This is a genomic window from Brevibacillus sp. HB1.2 (genome assembly GCF_013332495.1).
In the GTDB taxonomy this organism is placed as follows: Bacteria; Bacillota; Bacilli; order Brevibacillales; family Brevibacillaceae; genus Brevibacillus; species Brevibacillus porteri.
This window is the reverse complement of sequence record NZ_JABMIU010000049.1, coordinates 1-359: the sequence shown is the minus strand read 5'-3', so window position 1 is coordinate 359 and position 359 is coordinate 1. Positions and strand designations below refer to the sequence as shown.

The 359-nt window shown below is 37.9% G+C and carries 1 tRNA gene; it reads right to left on the bottom strand.

The features are described 5' to 3' along the window. Positions 1-246: 246 nt before the first annotated feature. Positions 247-323 (bottom strand) — tRNA-Pro (locus HPY28_RS30195). Positions 324-359 lie beyond the last annotated feature (36 nt).

Below are 359 nucleotides of genomic sequence, written 5' to 3'. Positions count from 1 at the left end.
ATTACTGGTTCAAAGCTGGCAAATCATTTAATGATAGACTCATTAACGCTTTCGCTGTTCAGTTTTCAAAGAGCATTTTTAGTTCTGCTAAACTAGCAGGAACTTCATGTTAGCACATCCACTTTCAGGTGTCAAACACTTTTTTAAAGTGTTTTTCAACCAATCTGCAATTTGTTTAGTAACAGCAGATTTCCAATATATCATGTGCGTTACATTCATGTCAACCATCTTTTTTCAAGAAATCGATGGTCGGGAAGACAGGATTCGAACCTGCGACCCCTTGGTCCCAAGCCAAGTACTCTACCAAGCTGAGCTACTTCCCGATTATAGAAACTTCTTTACTTTTTGAGGTAAAGAAA